20 protein-coding genes are annotated in these 20,072 nt (G+C 40.0%); 15 read left to right on the forward strand and 5 right to left on the reverse strand.

What is annotated here, in order from left to right; genetic code table 11:
- The first annotated feature begins 1 nt into the window (after position 1).
- Genes H5092_RS04005 through ung form a run of 5 tightly spaced genes read left to right on the forward strand, consistent with a single transcriptional unit; the run spans position 2 to position 4,606 of the window.
- On the forward strand, positions 2 to 1,006 hold the full coding sequence (locus H5092_RS04005; protein WP_165724264.1) for an iron ABC transporter permease: 1,005 nt from the start codon (positions 2 to 4) through the stop codon (positions 1,004 to 1,006).
- Positions 1,007 to 1,010: 4 nt separating this feature from the next.
- A complete protein-coding gene (locus H5092_RS04010; protein ID WP_182732937.1) occupies positions 1,011 to 2,495 on the forward strand; it encodes a cobyric acid synthase in 1,485 nt (494 codons plus the stop codon).
- Complete coding sequence (gene cobO / locus H5092_RS04015) at positions 2,488 to 3,087, forward strand: cob(I)yrinic acid a,c-diamide adenosyltransferase (RefSeq protein WP_007376484.1); 600 nt, start codon at positions 2,488 to 2,490, stop codon at positions 3,085 to 3,087. The genes H5092_RS04010 and cobO overlap by 8 nt, the downstream gene beginning before the upstream one ends.
- The gene (locus H5092_RS04020; RefSeq protein ID WP_182732938.1) at positions 3,087 to 3,947 is read left to right on the forward strand and encodes a cobalamin-binding protein; all 861 of its coding nucleotides are present in this window, start codon (positions 3,087 to 3,089) and stop codon (positions 3,945 to 3,947) included. Before cobO ends, H5092_RS04020 begins: the two co-directional genes overlap by 1 nt.
- Positions 3,944 to 4,606 (forward strand): uracil-DNA glycosylase, encoded by a 663-nt coding sequence (gene ung / locus H5092_RS04025; protein WP_024604200.1) that lies wholly within the window; start codon positions 3,944 to 3,946, stop codon positions 4,604 to 4,606. The genes H5092_RS04020 and ung overlap by 4 nt, the downstream gene beginning before the upstream one ends.
- Positions 4,607 to 4,693: 87 nt before the next feature.
- On the opposite strand, the gene H5092_RS04030 is transcribed toward ung, so the two are convergent.
- Both H5092_RS04030 and tal read right to left on the reverse strand, forming a co-directional pair.
- Positions 4,694 to 4,882, reverse strand: a complete 189-nt coding sequence (locus H5092_RS04030; RefSeq protein ID WP_002961395.1) for a DUF3545 family protein — start codon at positions 4,880 to 4,882, stop codon at positions 4,694 to 4,696.
- A 213-nt stretch (positions 4,883 to 5,095) separates the two neighbouring features.
- Positions 5,096 to 6,046, reverse strand: a complete 951-nt coding sequence (gene tal, locus H5092_RS04035) for a transaldolase (RefSeq protein ID WP_002961397.1) — start codon at positions 6,044 to 6,046, stop codon at positions 5,096 to 5,098.
- A gap of 225 nt (positions 6,047 to 6,271) precedes the next feature.
- Here tal and yaaA point away from each other — a divergent pair, with 225 nt between their 5' ends.
- Both yaaA and H5092_RS04045 read left to right on the forward strand, forming a co-directional pair.
- Positions 6,272 to 7,051, forward strand: coding sequence for a peroxide stress protein YaaA (gene yaaA, locus H5092_RS04040; protein WP_002961399.1), 780 nt, complete (start codon positions 6,272 to 6,274; stop codon positions 7,049 to 7,051).
- A 120-nt stretch (positions 7,052 to 7,171) separates the two neighbouring features.
- Complete coding sequence (locus H5092_RS04045) at positions 7,172 to 8,128, forward strand: mechanosensitive ion channel family protein (RefSeq protein ID WP_024596180.1); 957 nt, start codon at positions 7,172 to 7,174, stop codon at positions 8,126 to 8,128.
- Positions 8,129 to 8,703: 575 nt separating this feature from the next.
- On the opposite strand, the gene H5092_RS04050 is transcribed toward H5092_RS04045, so the two are convergent.
- Positions 8,704 to 9,024, reverse strand: a complete 321-nt coding sequence (locus H5092_RS04050; protein WP_002961403.1) for a BON domain-containing protein — start codon at positions 9,022 to 9,024, stop codon at positions 8,704 to 8,706.
- Positions 9,025 to 9,297: 273 nt separating this feature from the next.
- Positions 9,298 to 10,524, reverse strand: coding sequence for an ATP-dependent RNA helicase SrmB (gene srmB, locus H5092_RS04055; protein ID WP_002961405.1), 1,227 nt, complete (start codon positions 10,522 to 10,524; stop codon positions 9,298 to 9,300).
- A gap of 75 nt (positions 10,525 to 10,599) precedes the next feature.
- Between srmB and H5092_RS04060 the strand changes: the two genes are divergently transcribed.
- From H5092_RS04060 to H5092_RS04075, 4 genes are all read left to right on the forward strand, one after another.
- Positions 10,600 to 11,298: a tRNA1(Val) (adenine(37)-N6)-methyltransferase gene (locus H5092_RS04060; RefSeq protein ID WP_165724259.1), complete on the forward strand. Its 699-nt coding sequence runs from the start codon at positions 10,600 to 10,602 to the stop codon at positions 11,296 to 11,298.
- 60 nt (positions 11,299 to 11,358) lie between these two features.
- Entirely contained in the window at positions 11,359 to 13,068 is a 1,710-nt protein-coding gene (locus H5092_RS04065) for a DUF4153 domain-containing protein (RefSeq protein WP_007583759.1), read from the forward strand.
- A gap of 164 nt (positions 13,069 to 13,232) precedes the next feature.
- Positions 13,233 to 13,679: a DUF2147 domain-containing protein gene (locus tag H5092_RS04070; RefSeq protein ID WP_182732939.1), complete on the forward strand. Its 447-nt coding sequence runs from the start codon at positions 13,233 to 13,235 to the stop codon at positions 13,677 to 13,679.
- Between the two features lie 137 nt (positions 13,680 to 13,816).
- The gene (locus tag H5092_RS04075; protein ID WP_086993855.1) at positions 13,817 to 14,284 is read left to right on the forward strand and encodes a YHS domain-containing (seleno)protein; all 468 of its coding nucleotides are present in this window, start codon (positions 13,817 to 13,819) and stop codon (positions 14,282 to 14,284) included.
- A gap of 384 nt (positions 14,285 to 14,668) precedes the next feature.
- Here the strand turns inward: H5092_RS04075 and fldB are convergent, their stop codons facing one another.
- Entirely contained in the window at positions 14,669 to 15,190 is a 522-nt protein-coding gene (gene fldB / locus H5092_RS04080; protein ID WP_024605911.1) for a flavodoxin FldB, read from the reverse strand.
- Positions 15,191 to 15,284: 94 nt separating this feature from the next.
- Here fldB and xerD point away from each other — a divergent pair, with 94 nt between their 5' ends.
- The 4 genes from xerD to prfB all read left to right on the forward strand — a co-directional run bounded on the left by xerD (position 15,285) and on the right by prfB (position 20,046).
- Positions 15,285 to 16,211, forward strand: coding sequence for a site-specific tyrosine recombinase XerD (xerD, locus tag H5092_RS04085; protein ID WP_002961416.1), 927 nt, complete (start codon positions 15,285 to 15,287; stop codon positions 16,209 to 16,211).
- Positions 16,212 to 16,274: 63 nt separating this feature from the next.
- Positions 16,275 to 17,003 carry a bifunctional protein-disulfide isomerase/oxidoreductase DsbC gene (gene dsbC, locus H5092_RS04090; RefSeq protein ID WP_002961417.1) on the forward strand — a complete coding sequence of 243 codons (729 nt, stop codon included), beginning with the start codon at positions 16,275 to 16,277 and terminating at the stop codon, positions 17,001 to 17,003.
- Positions 17,004 to 17,081: 78 nt separating this feature from the next.
- Positions 17,082 to 18,803: a single-stranded-DNA-specific exonuclease RecJ gene (recJ, locus tag H5092_RS04095; protein ID WP_182732940.1), complete on the forward strand. Its 1,722-nt coding sequence runs from the start codon at positions 17,082 to 17,084 to the stop codon at positions 18,801 to 18,803.
- A gap of 144 nt (positions 18,804 to 18,947) precedes the next feature.
- Positions 18,948 to 20,046 (forward strand): peptide chain release factor 2 gene (gene prfB / locus H5092_RS04100; protein ID WP_100218355.1). Its coding sequence is split into 2 segments (ribosomal slippage): positions 18,948 to 19,022 and positions 19,024 to 20,046, totalling 1,098 coding nucleotides; the frame shifts between segments, so codons are not numbered across the junction.
- Positions 20,047 to 20,072: the final 26 nt, after the last annotated feature.

Below are 20,072 nucleotides of genomic sequence, written 5' to 3' on the forward strand. Positions count from 1 at the left end.
TATGAGCGCAGTTAATACTCGCCAATCACTTGCGCTATTTATCAGTGCTGCAGCTGCTTTATTTAGCTTATTTGCAGCACTTAGTTTTGGCGCAGCAGAGACCTCACTTCAAGATGTATTTAATAGCTTTTTACTCTCAAATGATGCGTCTTTTAATTCGCGTATTATTTTTGAACTAAGAATGCCACGCACATTACTCGCCTTTTTAGCCGGCTCTGGCTTAGCAATTGCGGGGCTTATTTTACAAACGGTAACGCGTAACCCTTTAGCCGATCCTTACTTATTTGGTATATCGTCGGGTGCCTCATTTGGCGTGGTGTTACTTATGGCATTAGCAGGTATTAGCGCAGGTTTTATGTTATCGGCAGCAGCATTGCTGGGTAGCTTACTCGCCATGAGTTTATTAATACTTATTGCAGGTAGGCAGCAAAGTGCACAGGTAGAATCAATGTTATTAGCTGGTGTTGCTCTGTCGTTTTTATTTAGTGCATTTACCAGCTTGCTGCTTTATTGGAGCGACCCTCAGGCGGTAGCCGCTATTTTATTTTGGACACTGGGCAGCTTTTCGCGTGCGCAGTGGGCTACGCTTTGGTTGCCTTTATTGGTAATTACATTGTGTACGTTTGTAATGCTGAGCTTTAGAAGGCAGCTAAATGCTATGTTACTGGGCGATGAAAGCGCAATTACATTAGGTGTGAGGGTTCAGCGCTTTAGAATACTTATGCTGGTTTTAAGCTCATTAATTACCGCTGTGCTGGTGGCTATGTGTGGTGGTATTGGGTTTGTAGGATTAATGGTGCCGCATATTGTGCGCTTTTTTATATCCCAAGGCACCATCGCTGGCTTACTGGTAACCAGCTTGGTGGGCGGTACATTTATGGTGTGGGTTGATGTACTTTCGCGCTCATTGCTGAAAAACCAAGAACTGCCCGTAGGTGTTATTACTGCAGCTATTGGTAGCGTGTTCTTTTTGAGTTTATTGTTTTTTAGAAAGCGAAGGGTGTAATTCCATGAAAACCTTAATGGTGCAAGGCACTACATCAGATGCTGGTAAAAGCACTTTAGTTGCTGCCCTTTGCAGGGTGTTTGCTAAGCGTGGGGTAAAGGTTGCGCCTTTTAAACCACAAAATATGGCACTCAATAGCGCAGTAACAAAAGATGGCGGCGAAATTGGTCGTGCGCAAGCTTTGCAAGCAATAGCAGCTAAAGTAGAGTCCGAAATAGACTTTAATCCTATTTTACTTAAACCTAATAGCGATACTGGTGCACAAGTGATTATTCACGGAAGAGCCATTAGTAATATGGAAGCGGGCAAATATCACGACTATAAAAAAGCGGCGATGGATGCAGTAATTACCTCACATAACCGCTTAGCTAAACGCTTTGATTTACTCCTCGTTGAAGGGGCAGGTAGCCCTGCTGAAATAAACCTGCGTGAAAACGATATTGCCAATATGGGTTACGCCGAAGAGGTAGATTGCCCAGTAATTATAATTGCTGATATTGATAAAGGTGGTGTGTTTGCACAATTGGTAGGTACGCTTGCGTTGTTAAGCGAGTCAGAACAGGCGCGCGTAAAAGGCTTTGTTATAAACCGCTTTAGAGGCGATATAGGTTTGCTGCAAGGCGGGCTTGATTGGCTTGAAGAATACACAAACAAACCCGTACTTGGCGTATTACCTTATTTACACGACCTTGCGCTTGATGCTGAAGACGCCGTCGCAATTGATAATAACGTAACTAACGCCACAATTAATATTGCAGTGCTGCTTGTACCCCACATTAGTAACCACACCGATTTTGATGCACTGCGTTTGCACCCAAACATTAATATAAATTATGTGCGCCATACGCAAACGATCCCAGACGTTGATCTGATAATTCTCCCAGGCAGTAAAAATGTACTGGGTGATTTAAGTTTTTTGAAAAATGAAGGCTGGGACACTCAAATTAAGCGCCACTTACGCTATGGTGGTAAAGTACTTGGTATTTGTGGCGGCATGCAAATGCTGGGCAATACGCTCAACGATCCCGAGGGTATTGAGTCATCATTAAAGCAAGTAAATGGGCTTGCTCTGTGCGATTTTGAAACCACGCTAACAACACAAAAAGTATTAACTAAAATAACCGCTACACTGCTTTTAAATAACCAATCAACACCCTGTAGTGGTTACGAAATACATGTAGGGATTAGCCAAGGTGCAGCGCTTAATAAGCCATTTTTAACCTTTGATGAAAGCCACCCACATGGCTTTACGTTTGATGGCTTTATTAGCGATGATAACGCCATTGCGGGCACTTATTTACATGGCTTATTTGATGAAGCCGATGCTACATCGCAAATTTTAAAATGGGTAAAACCAAGCGCCTCAATTAACCCAATTAGTATTGCCGCTCACCGCGAGCAGCAGTTAGAACGATTAGCAACCATGTGCGAAACGCATTTAAACATACAGCAAATTATCTCGATTTATGAAGGGCACAATAATGACTGAACAAAACAACGATAAGCATAAGCAGCGCCAACAAAAAGTAAAAGAACAAGTGGATGCACGTGTTGCCGCCGCACAAGATGTAAAAGGTATTTTTCAGGTAATTACCGGTAATGGTAAAGGTAAATCAACCTCAGGCTTTGGCGTTGTAGCACGCTGCGTTGGACATGGTAAAAAAGCAGCCGTTTGCCAATATATTAAAGGTACGTGGGAATGTGGCGAGCGTAATTTATTACAAGGTGCAGGTGTTGAGTTTGTTGTAATGAACACCGGTTTTACTTGGGATACGCAAAATAAAGAAGCCGATACTGCAGCCGCGCAGGCAACATGGCAAGAGTCAAAACGTATGCTTGCTGATAGCAGTATTGATTTAGTATTACTTGATGAGCTTACGTATATGGTGACTTACGGCTACGTTGATTTAGATGAAGTAGTAACAGCCCTTAATAACCGCCCACCCATGCAGTCAGTTATTATTACAGGGCGTGCAGCACATCGTACTTTAACCGACCTTGCCGACACAGTAAGTGAAGTGCGTAATGTAAAACATGCATTCGACTCAGGCATAAAAGCGCTCGAAGGGTTTGATTACTAATGTTTAAAGCGTTTTTTATTGGGGTGCTGCTTTTTTGTGTATCGGGCAGTGCACTTGCAGAGCTGGCTAATGATTCTAAAAAACTGCGAATAATCGCGCTTGCACCGCACATTGTCGAAAACCTATTTGCCATAGGGGCGGGCGATAATATTGTGGGCACAGTTGATTACGCCGACTACCCAAGTGAAGCCCAAAGTATTGAGCGCATAGGGGGTTATTACGGTATCTCGCTTGAGAAAGTATTAGCGCTTAAACCTGATTTAGTAATTGCGTGGAAAAGCGGAAACCAAAGCGAAGATTTAGCCCAAATAGAGCGTTTAGGTATAAAAGTGTATTTGAGTAACCCCGTCACAATCGCGGGTGTAGCCCACGAGTTACTTACTTTTGGTGAATTTACAGGGAATATTGAGCAAAGCCAACAAGCGGCAAGCGCATTTACACAAAAACTAAACGCGATTGTTAAAAGCCAGCAAGATAAAAAAGATATTACCGGATTTTATCAGTTATGGGCTGAGCCCATGATGACAGTAAGTAAAAACACATGGATAAATCAGCTGATTGAAACATGCCATGTAAGTAATGTATTTGCCGATAGCGTTACAGATTATCCGCAAATTAGTATCGAAAATGTTATTGTTACTAAGCCGCAAGTTATTATTATCCCTGATGAAAAATCAAAAACACCACAGCCGGTTGTTAATTGGCAAAAGTGGCCAGAAGTACCAGCAGTTAAAAATGATCAATTTATTAGCGTAAATGCCGATTTATTACATCGTTTTACTCCGCGCATGCTAGATGGACTCGCGGATATGTGTGTTAAAATAGACGCATCACGTAAACAGATTAAGAGTACACAATGAGCAATTGGGCTACATTTTTAGAAAGTGAATTACAGCAACCTTACATGCAGCAAACGTTAGAGTATGTGGCTAATCGCCGCAATGAAGGTGTTGCTGTTTACCCGCCTGAAGCTCAAGTATTTAGTGCTTTTGATGCCACCGCACTTAATGACATCCGCGTTGTAATTTTAGGACAAGACCCATACCACGGGGAAGGGCAAGCGCATGGCTTGTGTTTTTCGGTATTGCCTGATGTAAAAAAGCTGCCACCGTCGCTTAAAAATATGTACAAAGAGTTAGCTGTCGATATCAGCGGGTTTATTATTCCTGAGCATGGTTACCTGCAAAGCTGGGCAGATCAGGGCGTGTTTTTACTCAATACAGTATTGACCGTGGAGCAAGGGCAAGCGCATTCACATAAGCATTTAGGATGGGAGCAATTTACCGATAATGTAATTGCCCATATTAATAAGCACTGCGAAGGTGTGGTATTTATTTTATGGGGGGCACATGCACAAAAAAAAGGTAAAGGCATAGATAGCGCTCGCCATCATGTTTTAAAAGGGCCGCACCCATCGCCGCTTTCGGCGCATAGAGGCTTTTTTGGTTGTAAGCATTTCTCACAAACGAATGAGTTATTGCAAGCCCAAAAAGATAAGCTAATTAACTGGCAAATCTAATTTATTCTAAAGAACTCAAATTGTTTAAACCATTAAAAAAGGCTTCCAGATTCTGGAAGCCTTTTTGTTTAGTTGGGGCGTATTGAATTAAAAATCGAGCTCATCAATTGCAATACTGTCTGTAAAGTAGTCTAGTTCTTGTAGTTCTTTACGTAGGCGCTGTTTGTCTTTTATTGCTTCTATTTCACGCCATTTTCTTTTTTTATTTTTTTGAGAGGTTTTTCTTGTTGTATCTGGTCCTTCTAATATCTCTAATATATCGTTTAGGCTATCCATGAACTTCTCCTATTGATTTTATTGACCTCAAGAATACCTATACCACAGGCCTAGTTAAAATAGAATAAAAAAGTGACAGTTATGTTACATAAGTGTGATTAATTGATGAAGGTTTATACGAAGATTATATGAAGGTTAAATAGAGAAGTAGCCAATTTTAGGCATAAAAAAACGCCGCTATTGCGACGTTTTCTAAAACACGATTATAGCAAATTACATTGCTTTAAAACGCGCTTCTAGTTGTTCTTGTGCATCAGCAAAAGAGCGAATACCTTCAGCCAGTTTTTCAGTAGCCATAGCATCTTGGTTATGTAACCAACGGAACTGCGCTTCTGTAAGTGGTTCTGGTTTTGGCTCTTTAGGAATATCTGTTTCTAGCAAGTATTCCTGTGCGCCTTCAAGGTTACCTAAATCTTCTAAAAGATTAGGGCTAATAGTTAGCTTGTCACAACCTGTAAGTGCAATAATTTCGCCTGTATTACGGAAACTTGCACCCATCACAACTGTTTTGTAGTCATGGCGTTTGTAAAATTCAAAAATGCTGCGTACAGACTGAACACCTGGATCTTGTAGCGGATCGGTTGGTTTTTCCATACCGTTAGCAACATGCCAATCTAAAATACGACCAACAAATGGCGAAATTAGAAATACGTTTGCATCGGCACATGCGCGAGCTTGGGCATCGCTAAATAATAAAGTAAGGTTACATTTAGTACCTTCTTTTTCTAGCTGCTCAGCGGCTTTAATGCCTTCCCACGTAGACGCTACTTTGATTAAAATTTTATCTTTGCTTACACCTTCTTTTTCGTAAAGGCTAAGTAGGGTATGTGCTTTATCAATAGTCGCTTGCGTATTAAACGAAAGGCGTGCATCTACTTCAGTAGAAATATAACCAGGAACAATCTCACTAATTTCTTTACCAAGTAACACGGCAAAGTAATCACATGCTAGTTCAAGTTGTTTAGCTGGCTCTTGCTCGGTTTCTTTTGCATAGCTCCAAGCTTTATCTAGGTAAGGCTTATATGCTTCAATCTCGCTCGCTTTTAATAAAAGCGACGGGTTTGTAGTTGCATCTTCTGGTTGATGCTTTTTAATAGCTTCAATATCACCAGTGTCGGCTACGATAGATGAATGTTGTTTTAGCCTTTGTAGAGCTGAAGTCATTTGCTTTCCTCATTCCAAGCAAGTTAAAAGAAAAATCTAATCACTCTTAATATATACAATCCATACTGCAACAGTGTGACAATGCTTGATAGGTCTTATGTCCTTATCAATAGAAAAACGGCAATGCATGGGTTATTAAGAGAGGATTTATTTAAACAAAACGTGCTTTTCGTTTCATTTAATGTTGAAATTGACACTAAATAAATTACAAGTCAATAGCTAACTATGATCACTGTTATTTCACCTGCAAAAAATCTTGATTACGAAACGCCACCCGCAACAGACAAGTTCACTCAGCCTGAATTACTAGAGCACAGCGAAGAGCTCATGAAAGTATGCCGTGAACTAACACCAGCGCAAATTGGCAGTTTAATGAAAATTAGCGATAAGCTATCTGGGCTTAACGCAGCACGCTTTAGTGAGTGGGCACAGCCGTTTACACAAAGTAATGCTAAACAAGCAGTGCTTGCCTTTAATGGCGATGTATACGGCGGTTTAGATGCAAGCACGCTTAAAGCTAGCGAGCTTGATTACGCACAAAACCATTTACGTATCCTTTCTGGCTTATACGGCTTATTAAAACCACTTGATTTAATGCAAGCTTACCGTCTTGAAATGGGCACCAAGCTTGAAAACTCGCGTGGCAAAAACTTATACGAGTTTTGGGGCAGCGTAATAGCGAACAAACTAAACGACGTATTAAAAGCACAAGACGCGCAATACTTAGTTAACCTTGCTTCAAACGAATACTTTAAAGCGGTAGATAAAAAAGCATTAAATGCACAAATTATTACCCCACACTTTAAAGACTGTAAAAACGGTCAATACAAGGTAATTAGCTTTTACGCTAAAAAAGCACGCGGCATGATGGCGCGCTACATTATCGAAAATAAAGTAACGCAATTAAGCCAACTTAAAGAGTTTACTGTGGCGGGTTATTACTTTAGCCCTGAGGCAACAGTTAAAGAGCTTGAGCCGGTATTTATGCGTGACGAACAAAATTAGGTCATAAGCTTAAATAAACAATTGAAAAGCCATGCATTGCATGGCTTTTTTGATACTGGCGTTATATTTGCAACTATATCTAATATTAATGAGATTATTAATTAAATAGGTGCAAACAAAATGATCAGTATTCCGTCAGTTGGCGAAGCCGAAAAACTAATAGAGGAAAAGCTCGGAGGGTGGTTTGATGTTGTTATCAGCCATATCCCTAATTTTATAGTGGCAATTGTAATTGCCATAGTATTTTCAATATTGGCGCGCTTTGCTGGCAAGCTGATGAAAAACGTGTTGCGCCGCTCTCTCGATTCAACGCAAATTGCTGACTTAATGGCGTCAATATTTAAAGTTATTGTGTTGTGCATAGGTTTATTTATAGCGCTCGATTTTGTTGGCTTAAAAGGCACTGTTACTTCGCTACTTGCTGGTGCGGGTATTGTGGGTTTAGCCATTGGTTTTGCGTTTCAAGACATGACCGAAAACCTAATTGCAGGTATAGCAATGGGTGTACGTAAGCCATTTAAAACAGGTGATGTAATAGAAACCGATGATGTGTTTGGTTCGGTGCATTCTATAAACCTACGTAACACGCTAATAGAGAGCTTTTACGGGCAACTAATACTTGTACCAAACAAAGTCTTATTTAGAAATGTACTAAAAAATTACACCACGCTAGGTATAAGACGTATAGAAGTACCCGTAGGTATTTCGTATGGCGACGACATAGAAAAAGCAAAAGACGTTATAGTCGATAAAATTAACGAATTTGACTTTGTAATACGTAAAGACGAAACCGCTGTATACGCTGAAGGTTTTGGCGACAGCAGCATTAACTTACTGGTGTGGTTTTGGATTAAATACCCAGGCGAGCCTGACTTTATGACGGTACGCCACAAAGGTGTTGTTGCCGTTAAGCAAGCATTAGACGAAGCTGATATTAGTATTCCTTTCCCAATTCGTACTTTAGATTTTGGTATTAAAGGCGGTGAGAAACTCGATGCCATGATAAGCGATAAAATAAGCCAGCAGTCATCCAATAAAGACAGTAGCGACGGTGCTGACTCTAGCCAAAGTGAGTAATTTAGTTAAAACTCATTAGGCAAAAGCATTGGGAAATAGTTACTTACCAACAGCGCAATTTTACAGAGTAAAATTGCGCTTTTTTATAAATGGATTATTAGCTAAAAGTTTAAATACCTAGTTTTGTGTTTATTGAATATCAATTCAGATTAGTTGCGTTTGGCCATGGGAGTATTAACAAGTAAGATTAGTGTTTACCCAACGATTTTTTTACTGCCTTGCCGCACACTCTGAAAAAACGCTCTCATCTATTTCAATAACTAAATAAATCATCCTTTTTAAGCCCGTTAGGTCGGCTAAAGAATCTGTGTAAGCTTTTTCAGTATCAATTGGGTTAACTTAAGGGTTAAAAGAGCAAAGACAAACACGCTAGCGTCAATTCTAAATCTATCTTCTTAAGTATAAGTGTGAGCTATCGTTTTAGGGGGAGGAATAATCGTATTGCTTAGGCTTTATTTTATCTTCTTCACAGCTGCAAAATTTGCCTTAAAACAGAATATAAAAAAGCGCAGCTTGTGTTGGAGTAACAAGCCGCGCTTATGAATTAGTTATACAAATAGGTTTTGTGGTGCGTATTAAATAACGCTAATTTTGTTACGAATGATTTTAACCCCATCTATATTTTCTAGAAATTTTTGAGCTAGTGCGCGCTGAAAACCAGTTTGTGCTTCACCGTATAAATCTACTTCACCATTTTTTACCTGCACACGAATATCACTTAACGCTAGGTTAGGGTTAGTTCGTAGGGTGTTGGTGATAGTTTGTTGTAGGTTAGGTTGAGTGGCTACACTGCTTACTACGGCCATATTGGTTGCTGCACTTACCTTTGTAGCGCAAGCTAATAAAAATAAACAACAAAATGATACTAAAGCGATAGTTAACTTGAAGCGGTTCATAACTTAATCCTTACATTACGGTGAATAGTGCAGCCACAAAATGGAAATTCCATCGGCTAGGTTATCTTTGTAGTTACAATTTCGGTGCCAATATTAACGCTATGAAATATAAGGTAATTTTATTAAGTGGGAATTAAGGTGGGCAAAAATTACATTTAAATGAGTATGAGTTACATGCTTGGGTTACATATGTAACAGGTACAAACACCAGAGCCTGTAAGGCTTGCATTAAAAAAGCCGACAAAAGTCGGCTTAGAATAAAAATATGTTAGGTTACTTTTTCTTTTTAACCTTGGCCTTTTTCTTGGCTTTCATTTTTACTGGATCTTTACGCTTTTTAGCCGGTGGCTTAGCTTCTTTATGCTGTGGCTCAACACCTTTAATTACACGGCGTTTTAGTTTTTGTTCAACGTAGCGCTCTACTTTATACAAAATACCAATGTCGTGTGCTTCAACTAACGATATTGCAATCCCTTTTTTACCAGCACGGCCAGTACGACCAATACGGTGTACGTATACGTCGGCAGTGCGCGGCATATCAAAGTTAATAACGTGGCTGATGTCAGATACGTCAATACCACGTGCAGCTACGTCGGTAGCAATTAAGATACGTGTTTTACCACTGTGGAAGTTTTCCATGGCTTTCATACGTTTGTCTTGTGGCATTTCGCCGCGTAACCAAGCTGCTTTAACGCCATTATTGGTTAGCTCGCCAATCAGTGTTTCTAAACGCTCACGGGTTTTAACAAATACAATTGCTTTAGTCACGTCTGGACCATTTAAGGTATTTACTAAAAGCTCTAGTTTATGATGATAGTCATCGGCTAAATGTACCCACTGGTGAATTTTAGCTTTTTCTTTACGTGACGATTCAGCTTCAAGCAGTGCAGGGTCGTTTAATGTTTTTTCAGCAAACCTTTCTACGCTGTCACCTTCGAGTGTTGCTGAGAATAAAAAACATTGGCGACGATTTTTAGCTTCGTCACAAATACGGCTCATTTCTTTTTTGAAACCCATGTCTAACATGCGATCTGCTTCATCGATAATAAGCATTTCTACGTGTTCAGCATGAAAGTTTTCGGTTTCTAGGTATTCCATTAATCGACCTGGTGTGGCGATTAAAATATCGTTATTTTTTTCGAAAATTTCTTTATGCGTGCCGTAGTTAATACCGCCTGTTACTACACCAATTTTTAGGTGTGTGCGTTTAGCTAACAGTTCACATTGTTCATGAATTTGATAAGCCAACTCACGAGTCGGGGTCATAACGAGGACGCGCGCAAAACCAGGATCACGACGTGGGAAATCCAGTAAGTACTGAATAGCCGGAATTAAAAATGCCGCTGTTTTACCTGTACCAGTAGGCGCAGATGCTAAAATATCGCGCCCCTGTAGTGCTTCAGGAATAGCTTGTTGTTGAATGCTGGTTGGCGTCTCGTAGCCCATTTTATTAATGGCATCGAGTAGCTTGTTATCAAGATCAAATTCAGAAAATTGCATAGAGTGTCTAAAATAAGGGACAATTACCCTGATTATACGCGCTATGCTGCGCTTGGTGAATGAAAAGGTGAAAAAATGTCTGGTTTTGTATTTAAACAATTTAAAGTTGAACACGACCACTGTGCAATGAAAGTTTCTACCGATGGCATTTTGCTTGGCGCATGGGCTAATTTAAGCGGTGCAAAGTCATTACTTGATATAGGCACTGGCACCGGCTTACTAGCATTAATGTGTAAGCAGCGCAGTAATGAGCTTGATATAACTGCGGTAGAAATTGACGAAAGCGCCTATACCCAAGCATTACAAAATGTAGCTAATAGTCCGTGGCCAACAATAAGTATTAAGCACCAAACTATTCAAAGCTTTAGTAGTGAAGTTAAATTTGATGTTGTTATCTCTAATCCACCGTATTTTAATCACAGTTTAAAAGGCTATAATGCTGCGCGTAATACCGCGCGCCATACCGACGGCTTAAGTTTTGAAGAGTTAATAAATGCGTTTAAACGTTTAAGCCATAGCCGCTCTCGCTTTAGCTTAATACTCCCAAGCGTTGAAGGTGCATTATTTATTGAGCTTGCTACTCAAAATGGGCTTTATTTAAATACTCATTGCCAAGTAAAAGCCACGCCCAATAAAGATATTAGCCGCAGTTTAATGGCATTTAGCTACGTAAAAAGCGATATAGAAACATCAATTCTGTGTATTAGAAACTTAGATAATACCTACACTGCTGATTATATAGCCCTATGCAAAGCATTTTATTTGAAAATGTGAAGCAATTGTAAAATAGGAACGAATAACGCAAACTGACTAAAACCATTGTTGAGAACAGATATGGATAGTCAGTTACCAAAATCTTTTATAATTATACTTGCCGTATTACAGGCTATTGCTCTTACCCTTTTGTATAGCAGTATAGAAAATAATGTGTGGCCAGCAACAAGCCCTACATGGTTAGTCTCACTTATTACATTTTCTATGAGCTTTCCTTTATTAATGCTAATGACCGTTAATAAAAATAATATAAAAACGTCGTTGCTTTTAATCCTTCCTTTTTCCTTGTTGTTATCTTTATTGGGGGCGTATGTTGGCTTTCAGCAAGAGCCTCAAGAGTACGTAAGTAATAACACTTTAATGTCAGTTTTTATTTTTACTAGTTTAATAGCTGGCTTTAAAGGCCTTATGTACATACAACAATTTGGTAGCTCAGAAAATGTTAGTTACAGTCGTTTATTTAAGCTCTCTTGGCGTAATTTTATAATATTTGGAGAATGCTGGCTGTTTGTACTTATTTTTTGGGGAATTCTAAATTTAGGTGCGGCTTTATTTGATATTTTAGATATAGAATTTTTCTCTGAGCTACTAAGAAATGAATGGTTTTGGATCCCAACCTTAACGCTCGCATTTGCCTTTGCGAGTGTCATATTTAGAAAGCTTTTGAACATTGAAGATAATATCGCTTTTTTACTACAAACTTTAATTAAGTTTTTATTGCCTGTTTTATCAGTTATTTCTCTCGGTTTTTTAGCAACACTTCCTTTTACCGGACTCAATAAATTATGGGAGACCGGAAGTGGCAGTTTATTAGTAATGTGGCTGCAGGTGCTCACGTTGTTTTTTGTTAACACTGTTTATAAAGATGACTCATCAGTTCGCCCTTATCACATGCTCTTGCACCGACTCGTTTTTATAAGCGTTGCGTTACTTCCAGTTTATAGTGTTATTTCTGCTTATGGAATTTACTTACGGGTAGAGCAGCATGGGCTAACAGTAGATCGTTGTTGGGGCATTTTAATTTGGTTTTTATTGGCGTGTTTTTCGTTTAGTTATCTTGTTGGAATTATAACAAAGCGAGACAATTGGCTAGAGCCGCTTAGCAAAATAAATATTGTGATGGGGTGGGTGGTGCTCGTTAGTATGCTTGCTGTTAACTCCCCTTTATTAAATTTTCAAAGCTTATCTACAAACAGCCAAATAGCGCGTTTAGATGCAGATAAAGTAACAATAGAAAAGTTTGACTATTACTATTTTGAGCACAGCTTAGGTCGCCAAGGTTATTTAGCTATGCAGTTATTAAAACAGAAAATTGAAACGAGTCACCCAGAGCAATACGCTATCATCGATAGGATGTATGTAAATAATGAGTTTGCTTTAACGCTTGAACACACAGTCGATGATTTTATTGAGCGCAGTGTATTTTGGCCATCACAAGCGCTAATACCTCAAGGTTTAATAGAGGCAGTATTTTCTGAACAACATTTTTACGATCGTAACTCTTTAAAAGAACATACTTACTATTTCATTGGCATGGATTTAAACAAAGATGATGAACTCGATTTTATAGTGATTGACGAAAGTAATGAAAATATATCCGCATATTTCTGGTTATTCGACATGGGTAAGTGGCGCTCAAGGTATATGAATGTCGAAAATCCTGAAGAGATTAGATACCTTAAAAGCATGATTGATAATAACGAATTATCTTTAGTTGAGCCTGAATATTCAAATCTAAAAATAGGGGATGTTGTTTTTAAAGTGAGGTAATACGTAACTTTTTTTTATGCTACTGCCCCTTAAACCTAAACTAATGATTATTAGTTTAGGTTTTTTCTTTTAGTTTTTTATTTTATGTACAGTGCTTTAATAGTGTGTTTATAAATCACCTGATATGATTTAGCCATTGGCCACTTAATTTAAAAGGCAACACAATGAAAAAGTTAAATAAATTAGCATTACTTAGCACGTTAGCAGCCACCATTTTTGCAAGCCAAGGTGTGTTTGCTGCTATTACGCCTGTAGGGCTTTGGAAAACGATTGACGAGGATACAAACCAAGCTAAGTCGTATGTACGTATTACCCAAACCAACGGTACTTTAAGCGGTAAAGTTGAAACAATTCTTAACCCTGCAAAACAAAATGATATATGCAGTAAGTGTGATGATGAGCTAAAAGATCAGCCTATTTTAGGAATGACTATAATCACTGATGTAAAAGCACAAGATGATGGCATCTGGGGAGACGGTGAAATACTCGACCCAACAAATGGTAAAACCTACACCTTACAATTAACCCCGCAAGATGAAGGTAAAAAGCTCGAAGTACGCGGCTACATTGGCTTTTTTTACCGAAACCAATATTGGCTAAAAGTAGAGTAAGTTTTACTACTTATTTAATCACTGGGCGTTAAATAATTAAGTATTAACTGAAATCATTTTTGCGCTTTGCCTTTCTTACTCACTAAGCCTGCCATATTTAATTGGCATAAAACTTTGAGTAAATAAAAGGGTAAAATATGATTAAGTACATAGTTGCTTTAATAATGCTTAGCACACTGTTAATAAGCGGTGCGGCAAACGCAAAGGATGATGCTGTAAACACGGGTTGGTTTAATAACACGGCTATTAAAGGGTACGACAGTGTTGCTTATTTTACCCAAAATAAAGCCATTAAAGGCAATGACAAATATACGTTTAGTTATTTAGGTGCCGACTGGCATTTTTCGAGTGAAGAAAACAAAACGGCATTTGCAGAAAACCCAAAGCGTTATGCTCCGCAATACGGTGGCTGGTGCGCTTATGCAATGGCTGATGAGGGGAATGCCGTAGGGATTGACCCAGAAGCATTTTATATTCACGAAGGTAAGCTTTACTTAAATTACAGCCAAAGCGTACAACAAAAATGGTTAAGTAATTTATTGCCGTACATTGTAATGGCTGATGGATATTACCCACAAACGACCAATGTTATGACGTTTCAATAAATTACTCATATTATTAGGGTCTGTTGAACTTTGCGGATTAAAATTTGTTCAAACTAGGGGCTATTTAATCGCGGCGCGAGATTTGTAACCTAGTGGGCTAAGTAAAAACCGAGCAAAGCTTCCGCGTCCTGCTCACGCCCCTTACCTACATCCATGTAGGCAACAAAGAGTTGATCGCCCCTAGAAAGAACCCAGAGGGCAGTGCATGTTTGGCATTTATGCTGCGTTATCGCCCATTTATGGGGAATAACCACACTGCATAGGCTCTGTCTTGCCTAAATACCAAACAGACTGCTGCAAATTTAACCTTAAAAGATCAACAGACCCTAGTTAAAAAGCCCGCAACTAAACTAGTTGCGGGCTTTTTACTTATTAGCTAATTAATTAAAGCGTTTCGCTATATTCAGTCATTACCTGTTCAACCCATGTTGCAATACGCTCATCGCTTAGCTCGTATTGACTGTCTTCGTCGAGCGCGAGTCCTACAAACTGTTTACCATCAGGCGTTAATGCTTTTGAAGCTTCAAACTCGTAACTACTGTCGTTTGGCCAAAAACCAAGTTGAGTAAATGTTTGCGTATTTATTTCGTCGTGTAGCATGCCTAGCGCATCTTGAAACCATTGCCCGTAACCTTGTTGATCGCCCATGCCAAATAAAGCAATGGTTTTACCATTTAGGTTTACGTCGGCTATGTCGTCCCACTTTGACTCCCAGTCTTCTTGTATTTCACCAAAATCCCATGTTGAAATACCAAAGATGATAAAGTCGTACTGCTCTGCATTTTTTAGTGGCTCGTCTTTAATATTGTGCAGGGTAACTATATCGGCACCAATAATGTCGCGAATCTTTTCTGCTGCCATTTCGGTGTAGCACGTAGTAGAACCAAAAAATAAACCAATTTGCATCGTATTTATCACTGTGTAATTGCCTGATATGATAGGCTCAAGTTTACCGTAAGGTATTTTTAATTGATACCTTAGCAAAGCATGAGAGCATAATGTGACAACGCTATCTGACGATTCTTTTGAAAATAACAGCAGTATGAGCAGTAATAGCGACTACCTAGAAACCTTTTTAGATAGCCTGTACTTAGAACAAGGCGTAAGCGAAAATACATTAAGCGCTTATCGCAGTGATTTAGATAAGTTTTGCCTATTTTTAAAGGGCGAAAATTTAATGACGGTAACGGGGCTAGACATAGAAAGCTACTTAGCCCATCGAGTTGATTTAGGTTTAAAACCACGCAGTACAGCACGTAGCATTAGTGCGCTAAAGCGTTTTTATCAGTATTTTGTGCGCGAAAAAATAATTAGTGATTCGCCGATGCTAAACATTGCTCAACCAAAAGCCGGACAGTCGTTACCTAAAACACTCTCAGAAGCTGAAGTTGAGGCATTGTTAAATGCGCCCAACACAGAAGAAGCGATGGGACTGCGCGACAAAGCCATGCTAGAGCTACTTTATGCAACGGGGTTGCGTGTAAGTGAGCTTGTTGGGCTTCGTATGGAGCAAATTAATTTGCGCCAAGCGGTGGTGTTTGTAAAAGGCAAGGGTAACAAAGAGCGCTTAGTGCCATTGGGTGAAGAAGCCATGTATTGGCTGGAGCAATTTTTAAAGGGTGGGCGTGCACAAATGATAAAACACGCCACCGATTTTGTGTTCCCATCTAAGCGCGGAGTAGGCATGACGCGACAAACCTTTTGGCATAGAATTAAACACTATGCTATTTTGGCATCAGTTGAGTCTCCATTATCGCCCCATACCATGCGCCATGCTTTTGCTACGCACTTATTAAATCATGGGGCAGATTTACGTGTGGTACAAATGATGTTGGGCCATAGCGATTTATCAACGACGCAAATTTATACCCATGTTGCCAATGAACGGTTAAAGTCGGTACACGCAGAGCATCATCCGCGAGCGTAAGTTTGAAAGTAAATATTATTAAGCCGGTCAATATATTAAGTGTTTTTAGGATAGAGAGAAGTTATGAAAAAATTAATGTTAGCAGGTGCCATGTTGTGCACAAGTATTAGTGCATTTGCAAATGGCGTTGCTGTAACACCAGATGCTAATGATCCTATTATTACTAAATTTGCCGAGCTTGGTGTAACTGTAAAGCAAATTAACCCAAGCCCAGTCGCGGGCTTAAAAGAGTTGATCACTAATAAGGGCGTACTTTACGCAAGTCCAGATGGTCAATTTTTAATGCAAGGTACGTTAATCGATTTAAATAATCGTAACAACTTAACAGAGCAAGCATTAAACGGCGTGCGTGTTGAGGGCATTAAAGAATACGAAGATTCGATGATTGTGTACAAAGCACCAAACGAAAAACACAGTATTACCGTATTTACCGACATTAGCTGTGGTTACTGTCGTAAATTACATCGCGAGTTAGACGATTTACTTGATGCGGGTATTACCGTTAAGTACCTTGCGTTTCCACGTGGTGGCTTACAAGGTTCAGGCTATGCCGATTTAATGAACGTATGGTGTGCACGCGATCAGCAAGAAGCACTAACAGAAGCTAAGTCGGGTACAAGCACTAAAGTAGTTGCAGGCTGTAGCGCACCGGTTGCAGAGCATTACCAGCTTGGTCAAAGCTTTGGTATTAGCGGCACACCTGCCATTATTTTAGAAGATGGTACGATGATCCCAGGTTACCAGCCAGCAGCAGCACTAAAAGCAGCATTAGATGCTAACAAAGCGTCGTAATACGTTTTATAGCTAATAAAAAGGCCTTAATGGCCTTTTTTTGTCTTTTTAATACGACCCAATAAGTTAAAACTCTGCATGAAAAAACTAATCATTGCGCGTGAAAACGTTGACGACTCGCATCTACCGAGTAATTTACACCCTGTAATTAAACAAATTTATGCTAACCGCAATGTATTTAATGCCGACGAGCTAAATAACAGCGTAGCTACGCTTCACGATTTTAAATTGTTTAAAGATATCGACAAAGCCAGCGATTTATTAATTGAAGCATTAAAAGCGCAAAGCCAAATATTAATAGTCGGCGATTTTGATGCTGATGGCGCAACAAGTACTGCAACATTAATGCAAGGCCTTGAGATGTTTGGCTTTAAGCATTTAGATTACTTAATTCCTGACCGGTTTAGCTTAGGTTATGGTTTAAGCCCCGCACTTGCAGAGCAAATAGTACAAATAAAGCCTGATTTAGTGATCACCGTAGATAACGGCATATCGTGTATTGCTGGTATTGATATTTTAAAAGCGGTTGGTATTAAAGTGCTGGTAACAGATCATCACTTACAAGGTGAGCAGCTGCCAAATGCCGATGCAATAGTAAATCCAAATAGGCACGAATGTAACTTCCCGTCTAAATCTATAGCAGGCGTTGGCGTTGCTTTTTACTTACTAATAGCACTGAGAAGCATAATGCGAGACCTTGGTTATTTTGAGCAGCAACCGCCGCCTAATTTAGCTAACTTGCTCGACATTGTAGCGCTTGGTACGGTTGCTGACGTGGTCGCACTTGATGCAAATAACCGCACCTTAGTACATCAAGGTTTAGCACGTATTCGCAGTGGTAAAACACGCCCTGGCATCACCGCGCTTATTGAAGTGGCTAACCGCAATGCTGCGCGCTTAAGCGCAAGCGACTTTGGCTTTTCACTTGCGCCGCGTTTAAATGCAGCAGGGCGATTAGACGACATGAGTTTGGGTATAGCATGCTTACTTAGCACCGATATAAATCAAGCACGTAGTATTGCCAGCGAGCTCGATAGCTTAAACTTTGCAAGGCGCGAAATAGAACAAGGCATGCAAGCCGAGGCGCAAGCCGTGCTTGATAGACTCGCATTTAGCGACGATAACGTCCCTGATGCAATCTGCTTGTTTCAAGACGATTGGCATCAAGGTGTTATTGGCATTTTGGCTGGTCGCTTAAAAGAAAAATACCACCGACCAACCGTTATATTTGCTGGTGGCGAAAACGGTGAAATAAAAGGTTCGTGCCGCTCTATAGAAGGGTTGCACATGCGCGACTTACTCGAAGGGCTAAATACAGCCGACCCACACTTAATTAATAAGTTTGGTGGCCATGCAATGGCCGCTGGTTTAAGTATTAATGAGCAACACTTTAATGACTTTAAAAAAGCGTTTGATGCTGCTGTGAGTGCGCAACTGAGTGAAGAAAGTAAACGCTGCATTGTATTTACCGACGGTGAGCTGCCAAACGACTGCTTTACGATGGAGTTTGCTCAGCTATTAAAGCAATCGGGTCCGTGGGGGCAGCAATTTCCTGAGCCGGTATTTGAGCACACATTTGAAGTAATACAGCAGCGCATAGTCGGCGAAAAGCACTTAAAACTTGTATTAAAGCATCAATCAGGGCGATTAGTTGACGCCATTGCCTTTGGTATTGATGTAAAAGAATGGCCCGACACAGAAGCGAAGTTTGTAAAAGTAGCCTATCAACTCGATATAAATGAGTTTAGAGGTAAATTTACGCTGCAATTAATAGTTAGAGAGCTTGAAAAAGTGCACTAAAAAATATGCACAAATCATGCATAAAAGGCTAATAAAGCGCGCGGTTTTTTGTTAAAATCGGGCGTTTTTATCATTTGACGATAATTTTTTGCGAAAATCCCATGTAAAGGGGCGCAATTACCTAGCCATTTTGGAGTGATGTACATGTTTGAAGTGAATCCTGTGATTAACCAAATCAAGGAAATTCGCGAACGTACTGAATTGCTTCGGGGGTACCTTTGACTACGCTCTTAAACAAGAACGCCTAGAAGAAGTTAACGCCGAACTTGAAGATTCAGCCGTATGGAATGAGCCTGAACGCGCACAAGCGCTTGGCCGTGAAAAATCAGCATTAGAGGCTGTTGTTGAAACAATCGACAACCTTGTAGCCGGTACTGACGACGTTGAAGGTCTACTTGAACTTGCTGTAGAAGCCGAAGATCAAGATACCTTTGATGAAGCACAAAGCGAACTTAGCGATCTAAACGAGCAGTTAGAAGGTTTAGAGTTTCGTCGTATGTTTTCAGGTCCTCATGACTCAAACGATGCGTACCTTGATTTACAATCGGGTTCTGGCGGCACTGAAGCACAAGACTGGTGTAATATTCTACTTCGTATGTATTTACGTTGGGGCGAGGCTAAAGGCTTTAAAGTTGAGCTAGTTGAAGCAACCGACGGTGATGTTGCCGGTATTAAAGGCGCAACAGTTCGCTTTGTTGGCGAATACGCTTACGGTTGGTTACGTACAGAAACAGGCGTTCACCGTTTAGTGCGTAAAAGCCCGTTTGACTCAAGTGGTCGTCGTCATACCTCATTTGCTTCTGCGTTTGTATACCCAGAGATTGACGATAATATTGAAATTGATATTAATCCGTCAGACCTACGTATAGACGTTTACCGTGCATCAGGCGCGGGTGGTCAGCACGTTAATACCACCGAATCGGCGGTTCGTATTACTCACGTACCAACAAATACCGTAGTGCAGTGTCAAAACGAGCGTTCACAGCATAAAAATAAAGCCCAAGCGATGAAGCAGTTAAAAGCTAAATTATTTGAGCTTGAGCTACAGCAGCAAAATGCTGAGAAACAAACGCAAGAAGACGCTAAATCTGATATAGGTTGGGGTAGCCAAATACGTTCATACGTACTTGATGACGCACGTATTAAAGATTTACGCACAGGCGTTGAAAACCGCAATACCCAATCGGTACTTGACGGTAACTTAGATAAATTTATTGAAGCCAGCCTTAAATCTGGCCTATAACCACCAAGCTAATAAAGAGCTAAAAA

Source organism: Pseudoalteromonas sp. SR41-7 (assembly GCF_014163935.1).
In the GTDB taxonomy this organism is placed as follows: domain Bacteria; phylum Pseudomonadota; class Gammaproteobacteria; order Enterobacterales; family Alteromonadaceae; genus Pseudoalteromonas; species Pseudoalteromonas distincta.

Coding starts and splice junctions, on each gene's coding strand:
- H5092_RS04005 (WP_165724264.1), top strand. CDS start 2: ATGAGCGCAGTTAATACTCGCCAATCACTTGCGCTATTTATCAGTGCT.
- H5092_RS04010 (WP_182732937.1), top strand. CDS start 1,011: ATGAAAACCTTAATGGTGCAAGGCACTACATCAGATGCTGGTAAAAGC.
- cobO (WP_007376484.1), top strand. CDS start 2,488: ATGACTGAACAAAACAACGATAAGCATAAGCAGCGCCAACAAAAAGTA.
- H5092_RS04020 (WP_182732938.1), top strand. CDS start 3,087: ATGTTTAAAGCGTTTTTTATTGGGGTGCTGCTTTTTTGTGTATCGGGC.
- ung (WP_024604200.1), top strand. CDS start 3,944: ATGAGCAATTGGGCTACATTTTTAGAAAGTGAATTACAGCAACCTTAC.
- H5092_RS04030 (WP_002961395.1), bottom strand. CDS start 4,882: ATGGATAGCCTAAACGATATATTAGAGATATTAGAAGGACCAGATACA.
- tal (WP_002961397.1), bottom strand. CDS start 6,046: ATGACTTCAGCTCTACAAAGGCTAAAACAACATTCATCTATCGTAGCC.
- yaaA (WP_002961399.1), top strand. CDS start 6,272: ATGATCACTGTTATTTCACCTGCAAAAAATCTTGATTACGAAACGCCA.
- H5092_RS04045 (WP_024596180.1), top strand. CDS start 7,172: ATGATCAGTATTCCGTCAGTTGGCGAAGCCGAAAAACTAATAGAGGAA.
- H5092_RS04050 (WP_002961403.1), bottom strand. CDS start 9,024: ATGAACCGCTTCAAGTTAACTATCGCTTTAGTATCATTTTGTTGTTTA.
- srmB (WP_002961405.1), bottom strand. CDS start 10,524: ATGCAATTTTCTGAATTTGATCTTGATAACAAGCTACTCGATGCCATT.
- H5092_RS04060 (WP_165724259.1), top strand. CDS start 10,600: ATGTCTGGTTTTGTATTTAAACAATTTAAAGTTGAACACGACCACTGT.
- H5092_RS04065 (WP_007583759.1), top strand. CDS start 11,359: ATGGATAGTCAGTTACCAAAATCTTTTATAATTATACTTGCCGTATTA.
- H5092_RS04070 (WP_182732939.1), top strand. CDS start 13,233: ATGAAAAAGTTAAATAAATTAGCATTACTTAGCACGTTAGCAGCCACC.
- H5092_RS04075 (WP_086993855.1), top strand. CDS start 13,817: ATGATTAAGTACATAGTTGCTTTAATAATGCTTAGCACACTGTTAATA.
- fldB (WP_024605911.1), bottom strand. CDS start 15,190: ATGCAAATTGGTTTATTTTTTGGTTCTACTACGTGCTACACCGAAATG.
- dsbC (WP_002961417.1), top strand. CDS start 16,275: ATGAAAAAATTAATGTTAGCAGGTGCCATGTTGTGCACAAGTATTAGT.
- recJ (WP_182732940.1), top strand. CDS start 17,082: ATGAAAAAACTAATCATTGCGCGTGAAAACGTTGACGACTCGCATCTA.